Annotated in this window: 9 protein-coding genes; 5 read left to right on the top strand and 4 right to left on the bottom strand. The window is 35.5% G+C overall.

The window, feature by feature from the left end:
• Positions 1-337: 337 nt before the first annotated feature.
• Entirely contained in the window at positions 338-718 is a 381-nt protein-coding gene (locus I6F10_RS19450; protein ID WP_024604280.1) for a GreA/GreB family elongation factor, read from the bottom strand.
• 625 nt (positions 719-1,343) lie between these two features.
• On the opposite strand from I6F10_RS19450, the gene I6F10_RS19455 reads away from it, so the two are divergent.
• The gene (locus I6F10_RS19455) at positions 1,344-2,216 is read left to right on the top strand and encodes a DMT family transporter (RefSeq protein WP_197099273.1); all 873 of its coding nucleotides are present in this window, start codon (positions 1,344-1,346) and stop codon (positions 2,214-2,216) included.
• A 44-nt stretch (positions 2,217-2,260) separates the two neighbouring features.
• On the opposite strand, the gene I6F10_RS19460 is transcribed toward I6F10_RS19455, so the two are convergent.
• A complete protein-coding gene (locus I6F10_RS19460) occupies positions 2,261-3,154 on the bottom strand; it encodes a LysR family transcriptional regulator (RefSeq protein ID WP_165744905.1) in 894 nt (297 codons plus the stop codon).
• 586 nt (positions 3,155-3,740) lie between these two features.
• Entirely contained in the window at positions 3,741-3,908 is a 168-nt protein-coding gene (locus I6F10_RS20560) for a helix-turn-helix domain-containing protein (RefSeq protein ID WP_231620013.1), read from the bottom strand.
• Between the two features lie 538 nt (positions 3,909-4,446).
• Between I6F10_RS20560 and I6F10_RS19470 the strand changes: the two genes are divergently transcribed.
• Positions 4,447-4,839 carry a hypothetical protein gene (locus I6F10_RS19470; RefSeq protein ID WP_197099274.1) on the top strand — a complete coding sequence of 131 codons (393 nt, stop codon included), beginning with the start codon at positions 4,447-4,449 and terminating at the stop codon, positions 4,837-4,839.
• A gap of 199 nt (positions 4,840-5,038) precedes the next feature.
• Positions 5,039-5,506, top strand: coding sequence for a hypothetical protein (locus I6F10_RS19475; RefSeq protein WP_231620014.1), 468 nt, complete (start codon positions 5,039-5,041; stop codon positions 5,504-5,506).
• A 291-nt stretch (positions 5,507-5,797) separates the two neighbouring features.
• On the opposite strand, the gene I6F10_RS19480 is transcribed toward I6F10_RS19475, so the two are convergent.
• Positions 5,798-6,676: a hypothetical protein gene (locus I6F10_RS19480; RefSeq protein ID WP_197099275.1), complete on the bottom strand. Its 879-nt coding sequence runs from the start codon at positions 6,674-6,676 to the stop codon at positions 5,798-5,800.
• 167 nt (positions 6,677-6,843) lie between these two features.
• Here I6F10_RS19480 and I6F10_RS19485 point away from each other — a divergent pair, with 167 nt between their 5' ends.
• Positions 6,844-7,029, top strand: coding sequence for a hypothetical protein (locus tag I6F10_RS19485; RefSeq protein ID WP_197099276.1), 186 nt, complete (start codon positions 6,844-6,846; stop codon positions 7,027-7,029).
• Between the two features lie 456 nt (positions 7,030-7,485).
• Entirely contained in the window at positions 7,486-7,695 is a 210-nt protein-coding gene (locus I6F10_RS19490; RefSeq protein WP_197099277.1) for a hypothetical protein, read from the top strand.
• The last annotated feature ends 658 nt before the right edge of the window (positions 7,696-8,353 follow it).

An 8,353-nucleotide genomic window follows, 5' to 3' on the forward strand; every position in this document is an offset into this window, starting at 1 on the left:
AATGCCAATCCATAACTGGAATCTGACATTGTCGCAATTGGCCATCCACTTCGAAGGTAGATTAGATGGTGTGCTAGATATTTAGCAATTTAGGCTGACACAGAATTCTGAACGCCCTCTAGTTTTTTCAAAAAACTCGGGGTTATAAAAACCCCGAGTTTGCGACTTTATTTAAAATAATATTAATTATTTTTCAAGTTGCTTTAGCTTATCTCTTCGCTCTTTACGTTTTTGTTTTAATGTTTTGCTTGCATGTTTTTTAGGTTTTTCTTTACTCATTACAAATAACTCCAATTAAATATATAAAATTAATAAATAAAAATTGAAATAATTTACTCTATATTTCCTCCTTAATATTAATGGCTATTATTTCCCAAAGGTGGGATTCCCCAGCTTCTTTATATTCAATAATATGATTTATTTTATGCCCTAAAAGAGCGACCCCAAGAGGAGAGTGAAATGATACGTCACTAATAAAGTGCCTTCGTTGGCTTGGAGGCACTAAAGTTATGCGGCGCTTAAAACCGGTGGTTATATTTTTAATGACCACCGTGCTATTAATTTGTACATGCGGATTGAATTTTGACCAAGGCCGCTGTGAATACTCGACTTCTTGTAGTAAATACGCAAGCTTCAGCGGTTGTAATAGTACCGCTGCGTCTGTGAAGTCATTTTTAGACAGGAAAGATTTTTTACGCTCGAACAGAAAAGAAAGCACGGACTAATCCCCACAAAAACTAAATCGAATTTAAATATATAAAGGTACAGTGTAACTGCCGAGTGTAAGGGTTACACTCGGCTTAAATTCCGAAGGTGGTATTTGTTTTTAGCAGGTATGTGATTAAATTAAACATATTATCCTCTTTGTTTAAATCAATCATATTGAGTTTAAAAATAAAGTCAATTGAGTTTTAGGTTAAAAATATATTGTCGATAAAATGACAGTTTAAAACTGTTTTTTATGTTTTTATAAATTCGTTTTTTTCACTAAGTTGTTGTTATTTCTGTGTGTTAGTTGCTCACTATGTAATTGAAGTTAAACGACTAAATAGTTAAGTGCTATTTATGGGATCTATAGTGCCACTTATGCCTATTTATAATATTTATAGATTGAATATACTGGTGTTGTTGTTTATTAATGTGTAATTGTGTGGCTAGTATTTTATTTTTTGAAGCTTAAGCTGCTTATTTTATAGAGTAGAAGCTAGGTATCGGGTAACGCTCTTGTAGTGGCTACGTGTTTTACAGCTGAACCTTTATGTAATAGTCATTGCATTCAACAATGTTAAATAACCACTTTTTATTCAGGTTTATCGAAGTAAATTATAAAGGGTCTCATTTATATGTGGATAATTTTTGCATTACTCGCCACTGTTTTTTTTGGTGCGCGAGGAATAATGTACCAATGGACGTCACAAAAAAAGATTAATCGTAATCTATTATTATTCGGTGTTTTTTTTGTGGGATTTATAATTAGTGCGCTAGGTACTGTGGTGTTTGAGCACACATGGTACGGCTGGGCTGATATTACGGTTGGACTCGCTTTAGGTTTTGGATCTTTTGCGGCTAATGGGTTTTTGCACAAAGGGTTTTCGGTTGGGAAAGCGTCTTTAATTAGCATCCTGTCGGGGTTAACGCCTATATTTGTACTTTTATTTGCCTTTTTATTATGGAAAGAAACCTTAACTGTTATTCAATTAATCGGCTTTTTTATTATTTTTGGCGGCCTTTATATTATTCGCTACTCCAGCGATATCTCATTAAGTAATTTACAAGGCGCGCAATGGGGGTTACTGGCGGCACTGTCCTTTGCATTTAATGATTTAATGGGTAAGCAATCAACGCTTCTTGAGGCGGATACGTTTGCAACTTTAACGTCTATGTTTGGTTTTGGTAGCTTTCTTTTTGCCGTCAGTTGGTTAGTAAAGCGTAAAAAAATGCTAGCAGAGCAAGGCTCTTCTCAAGCGTATTGGTCTGCCGGTAAAACATTTTCGTGCGGGTTACTTATTGGTTTAACAAATGTAGCTGGCATGGTTGCAATAATATCGGCTTTTGCTATTGGTAATACAGGGCTAGTTTCAGCGATTTCAGGTATGAATATTTTAATTATTTTGTTGTATTCACGCATCATTCTAAAAGAGTCTTTTACACGCCAAGAAGTTATAGGATTAACAACGGCATTTTTAGGTGTAATCGTACTAAGGCTTAGTTTTTAAAAGATGAATTAGCTTAATTACTTTGCTGTGAAAAGCCTACACTGCTACATTTTAGTGAAGTGTTGCAGTGTATGCTCTATAAGTAATCGCACTCGATAAGGGATTTGTTTTCTGTCGCGATAAAGCATAGAAAATGGCTGCCCTTTGCTTTGCCAATCAGGAAGAATGTGTTTAAGCTTTCCGGCTTTAATAAGTGGTAATGCTATATAATCAGGGATGTAGCTAATACCCACACCAGACTCAACTGCTTGTTTCATCATTTGAATTTCATCAACTTCTAATCGAACATGTGTGTTTGGATTAAAACAGTACTCTTCACTCGTTTGCTGATTTTTTAATTGCCACGGTACCAACCCAACGCACGTAACTTTTGATTGCTCTTCTAATTGCTCAGGATGAGTGATGGATTGATAATCATAGTCAGGATGAGCACACAATACATTATGAGTAAGCTTTAGTTCTCTAATAACCCAATTATCAATAGCAGGGTTTCTTACTCTAAACGCTATATCAATCCCTTCTTTTTCAATATCAATAAGGTTATTTGAAAAGCGTAAATCTAGTTGAATATCGGGATACTGCAGTAAAAAATTACAAAAAATAGCACTTAAAAAATGTTTACCCATGTAAATGGGTGCACAGATCCTAATTTTCCCTTTAGGTTGGTCTTTCTCATCACACAGTGCTTGCTCTATACACTCTACTTCATCAAACAGTTTACGATAGCGATCGTAATATAATTCGCCAGTATGCGTAAGTGTAACTCGATGGGCATCTCGATTTAGTAACGTTAATTGCAGAGCTTGCTCTAATAAACGTATTCTACGGCTTAAAGTTGATAGTGACATATCAAGGCTTATTGATGCTTTTTTAAAGCTACCTAATTTTACTATGGTGCAAAAGTAACGTAAATCATCGAGAGAATAATTAGCTGCCATCAGAACTATTTTATTGTTTAGGATGTAGACAATATTAACAGCGACGCTTTAAAATTTCATTAGAGAAGCCAGAAGTTTTTATTGATAAAGATCAACAAAGAAAAAGTCAATAAAATGCATAATCTAACGCTGTTAATCATATAATTTAAAATAAAGTAGTAAATGCTCTATTTTTTCATTTTTTGTTTTATAGGACTTTAATTAGAAAGGCTAAAAAATGGCTCTACTCATAAATAGTAAATGCATTAACTGCGATAGTTATAAGGTTCTCAATTAAAGTCTTTAAAAACAGTCTGTTACTTTGTCGTGCTATGGCTTGTGCTACGATTTTATGTAACTCGTCAGCACTTAGTTAGTATCTTAAAAACAGCCTTAAAAGGCAAATTGTATTAACTACAAAATTAAAAACACAAACTACCATAACCTTTGAATCGATATTATTTAATAACGCTTTAATACCTGTGCGATAGACGTTGGCGCATTCTTGCCTTGAGTTGGCACTTTTGTTAAGTCATATAAACGAGTTAAGTAGTCGAGAGATTGCCACAAAAATAATAGCAGCCTGAATGAAATGAGCCCAGTAACTTCAAACATTTATCGTAGAAGCAGGTACCGTACTTTTTTTAGCTAACGCTTCGCGTGACATTTTTGCTTTTTTGCGACGTTCTTTTAGATGCTCTGCAAAAGCTAGCCGCACATCACCTTCGCTTGATAGTAGGTAATTAATAATATAACCCGCAAGTAAAAGAGACACAGCTGTATCTTAAATGGATTTAAAATAGGATTAATGGATACAATAGTGTCTATTTTTTGCGAGTAAAGCGTTTGAGATGTGTTAATGCCAAGTAAAGTAGATACCGACTAATCTTGTTCAGGTTCCTTATACAATAGAGTGTAAATCAAATTAGAAGCTTAAAAAATTAAAACGCATTTTAGTGTTTTTCACTTTTCACAATAAAGTGCCTTTTAGGGATCATTAAGCTGCATTTAAGGCCTTAAAGTGACTTATTGGTCACTTTAACTACTACTGGTTGTACTCAAAGAGTTAAGTATTGTTTTACTTAATTTTCTTTTTTAGCTTGTTTAACAAGTCTAATTAGAATTATCGTCAGCACAGCAGCTGGTAATAACCATATAAAATCACTCATCTTAGATTCTCAATATTTGAAATAGTAACTTAACATTAATGTTTTTGAGGTGTTTTGCAAATTTAAGTCGTTTATCTATTAACTTTCAATTTTTCTCCTGACTTATGCCTAGTTAGCTTTAGGACAAATTAACGAGGAAAAATCATGAAAGAACAAAAATCACCGTTTATACGCCAATATGTACGCGCTAGTAAATCCCCCTGGGAGGATGCTTCCACCATTTTGCTATTAGCTGATGTTGTTGATAAGCAAGAACTTGAACTGGGCTTCATCAATTACGTTTATTTACACCGAGATAGCGTGGGGTGTGTGCTGGGTATTAGTATTTCTCAACAGTTACTAGCTGCTAATCCTGAGTTCTCGGAGAGGTATTTGGAAGGTATTGAGATGTATGCTTTTTTACTCATACATATTGAAGACATAACAAACTTTTGCAGCTTGTTTAGTGCAGAATTTGAGCAGCTGTTTATGCTAAAACCCAACGTATATTTTGCAGCTGCAGAAGACAGTTGGTTACGGTTAATAGAAAGCTCATAAACTCTGGCGAGCCTTTAGGCTCGCTTTTTAGTTTTAAAGATTCTGATCCAATTGTGTTTTAAATAAATAATTTAAACTCACAAAAAAAGTCACTATTTCTCCCTGAGAGTGCCTATTTATAAATAACCTCATAATAAGGGGAGTAAGTAATTATTAACGGATAATAATTATCAAAATTAATTTACGATAAGGAAATTCTATGATTTGCAGATATACCTCTACTCTAGACATTATCACCCTGTTAGAAGATGTCAAAACGGTTGTAAGGGATAACGATCATAAAATAAACAAACTCATGCTAAGTGCCGACAACCCAAACTTTAAGGGTTTATGGGCTATTGTAGAGCCTCAAGTTTTTAATAAAAAGCACCTTAATTATCGTGGCGTAAAAGTTCTGATATATAAATTAATGATTTGTTTAATAAACGATGTACACCAACCCGTAACAGCATATCCTGATTATGATGACGAGTTTTATGAAGAGCCAGATCAAGCCTTTAGTGATGCGCCAGAGGACCGCTTTGATTCAGTTTTTGATAGCAAGTTTGAGGATGAATTTGAAGACCACTATAAAAATGATATTGAAAATGAATTTGTTGACGAGTTTGAGCAAGATCGTATTGATCGTAATATCCAAGATTCAATAAACAGTCTTCTAAATAAATAATAAAGGACAAATATAAGTTATTTTAATAATAAAATAACTGCCTAATCATTACCCCTAAAATATGCCATGAGTCATTATTTGCAGGCTCACTGCTTAAGCTGGAATCTGGTTTAAGCAGCTCAATCTCATTAATAGAGATTACACCTCTAGGGGAAGGCGTGATGCAAATATAGCGCCTTGTTATTACTTCACAAAAGCGTGTATTTAATAATAATGTTGGCAAGGCTTTAAATAGGCCAAAAGCAAAGGGGGAATAGATTAACATCCATTCCCCCTTTGCTTATCTATCGTTTATTGATAAAACATTTCATTAATTTCTTCACATAATTTAGTACGGAAAATAATAGATGAGTGAAGTAATTCAGCATCGCTTTCACTGAGAAGTGGTGCTCGCGTTTTTTTGTCGTAACGTTCAGTTAGCTCCGTAAATAGCTGTTCGTGGAGTCGCTTAATGTCATCAAAAATTTTAACTGATTGGGAGAATAAAAAAATCTTACTGTAATCGCCATTTTTTAACGAGGCCAGATATTTTAGTAAAATGACCTGTCGTGCAGTTTTATTTTTAAAACTGTGTTCCACCTCAATAGCGGCTATTGAGCCATCAGGAAGAAGCACGGCGCCATCCACAGTTCGCGTATCAGATAGGTTATTAATACGTTTAAATTCAGGCTCAGTAATAAACCCCGTCCACATTGGGGCGTATGTTTCATCACTGTGATAATTATGTATACCGCGCAGCATGACAAATGCGTTAATTAGGTTATGCATAACATTATTATGATTGAACTGCAGAGCAGGGTTTTTATTGCTCCTAAAATGCACGTCAATGCCCATTAACTCCTCGGCAAATTTGGCAGCAGTATAGGTAGGCACGTAGACACGACCATCTGGACTGCGGTGTGTTTTTACCACACGCAATAGCCCATCTTTTTCTAGCCGGTTTAAATGCTCTAATGCTAACCGATGATTGATGCCATATAACCAACAAATAATCCCTGGTGTAACAATAGAAAACCGAATTGCAATAAGCACCGAGACCTTGGTTCTATTGACCCCTTTTTGGTGGTTATTTGCGCCTAGATAATACCGCATATCAATATCAAAATAGCGAGGGTAGTGAGTATGAAGAGTGTTGTTCGTTTCTAAATTTTTTGATGGCTGCTGAGTCAATTCAAAAATCCTTTTGATGAGTTAATTAGTAAAATTAACTAGCATCGCAACACAAAAATTATCATCATTTTATAAATGTATTTCCGTTTTTCATTCCGAGATACTCTGACAGCATGCACGGAATCATTGTCGCGATAATTATCGCAACAAAAGGCAGCTTTCAGCTGATGGCCTCGTCGCTTCGCTACTCAACCATAGGGACTAAAACGCCCGTCAGCTCTGGTGTTGCTCCGCAACGAGCCGCCTCAACGCGCTATCGCGCTAGCGTTTTAGACCCTGCGCGAATGCACCGAGCTACGCTCTGTACTAACCGCCATACTGCCGCGCCTGACAATGCAATGGGTGCCCCATAATTTGCATTTTTCATCTGCTGTAATTTTCTGCGAAAATAGATGGTTCGATATCAATTTGTGCCAAAATGATATCGAATTTCGCTGATGCGAAACACTATCGCGGTTAGTACAGACCAGCTGTACATTCGCGCTTTCTCCATGTATTTACGGCTTCGCCTACAACACATTACGCGCTTGTTGGCCTCATTCTGAGGCGCTTTTTTGCAGTTTTTCGTGCCGAAAAATGCGTTTTAAGAGCGTCTTTCAGACAAAAAACGTCTTCAAATTAAACTTATTAATAAACTTTTTAGATAAAGAGGAAAGGGTTTTTACTTAAAAAAATTAAGTAAAAATAGAAGAGGAGTGAATGTCCTATTCAAACTGTTTGTTGCTGAGCTGCGCAGTCAAACAGTTTGTTTTTTATCACGAAATCATTAAATTTGAAAGTATAAATTAATGATTATTAAGGTTTAAAAAATGAAAAATAATGACGTTACTGATATTGCTATTAATCCAGCCAGCGGTCTTCCTATTACTAATGCGAGTTGCAATATCGTAGATGTAGGCGGCAATGTGATAGGCCAGCCTAATAGAGTAATGACTGTTTATGAGATTGATGAGTCGATAGAGGACTCTATAGAGCAAGATTGTTTTGATGCTTTTGATCCGTTCGGTGACGGCTTTTAATGCCCAAAATATTGAAAGCTATTAGTGGGTATCGAATAGAAGTTGTCTATTCGATTATCGCATTAAGTGGCTCAGCTGTACTTTCTTTCCTGTACCAATCGACTCAAAATTTTGCTTGGCTTATCGCCCTGAGTTTGTTTTGCACTAAAATTGCTATTGGCATAATTAACTACGAGAAATATTGTCAAAGTAATAAGCGTAGTATGAAGGTAGCGCTCAAATATTTGTTATTTAAATTTGTATAATCCTTGTTCATTTGTCCTAAACGCAAAGCGTCCTGATTTTATTAGGGCGCTTTTTTGTTGAAAGCATTAATTAGACTGTCACCATATAAAAAAGATAAAGGTTTATATAAAAATGAGTTTTTAAAACTATTAAATACGACTGAATAGGAGAGGGTAACTTAGCGAGAGGGGGGTCAATGAGTCGATAGGTATGTAAAAATACCTACCAACCACAAGGAATATACAAATTAGTTTTCATATACCTCTGCTTACGCAAAGGGTAAAAATTAGTAGTTACAATTGCTAACTAAATTTTCTTTACTACAGTGTTTTGTCGCTCACCCCCGCCAAAGCGGGGAAACCAATTTAGCAGCACGACTGTCTGGCTAAACTTTCTTTACTACAGTGTTTTGTCGCTCACCCCCGCCAAAGCG

The organism is Pseudoalteromonas sp. SWYJZ98 (genome assembly GCF_015864495.1).
Lineage (GTDB): Bacteria > Pseudomonadota > Gammaproteobacteria > Enterobacterales > Alteromonadaceae > Pseudoalteromonas > Pseudoalteromonas distincta.

Bases quoted from the DNA above. Each gene is read 5' to 3' on its own strand.
- I6F10_RS19460 (WP_165744905.1), bottom strand. From the start codon at position 3,154: ATGGCAGCTAATTATTCTCTCGATGATTTACGTTACTTTTGCACCATA.
- I6F10_RS19470 (WP_197099274.1), top strand. From the start codon at position 4,447: ATGAAAGAACAAAAATCACCGTTTATACGCCAATATGTACGCGCTAGT.
- I6F10_RS19485 (WP_197099276.1), top strand. From the start codon at position 6,844: ATGGCCTCGTCGCTTCGCTACTCAACCATAGGGACTAAAACGCCCGTC.
- I6F10_RS19455 (WP_197099273.1), top strand. From the start codon at position 1,344: ATGTGGATAATTTTTGCATTACTCGCCACTGTTTTTTTTGGTGCGCGA.
- I6F10_RS19490 (WP_197099277.1), top strand. From the start codon at position 7,486: ATGAAAAATAATGACGTTACTGATATTGCTATTAATCCAGCCAGCGGT.
- I6F10_RS19475 (WP_231620014.1), top strand. From the start codon at position 5,039: ATGATTTGCAGATATACCTCTACTCTAGACATTATCACCCTGTTAGAA.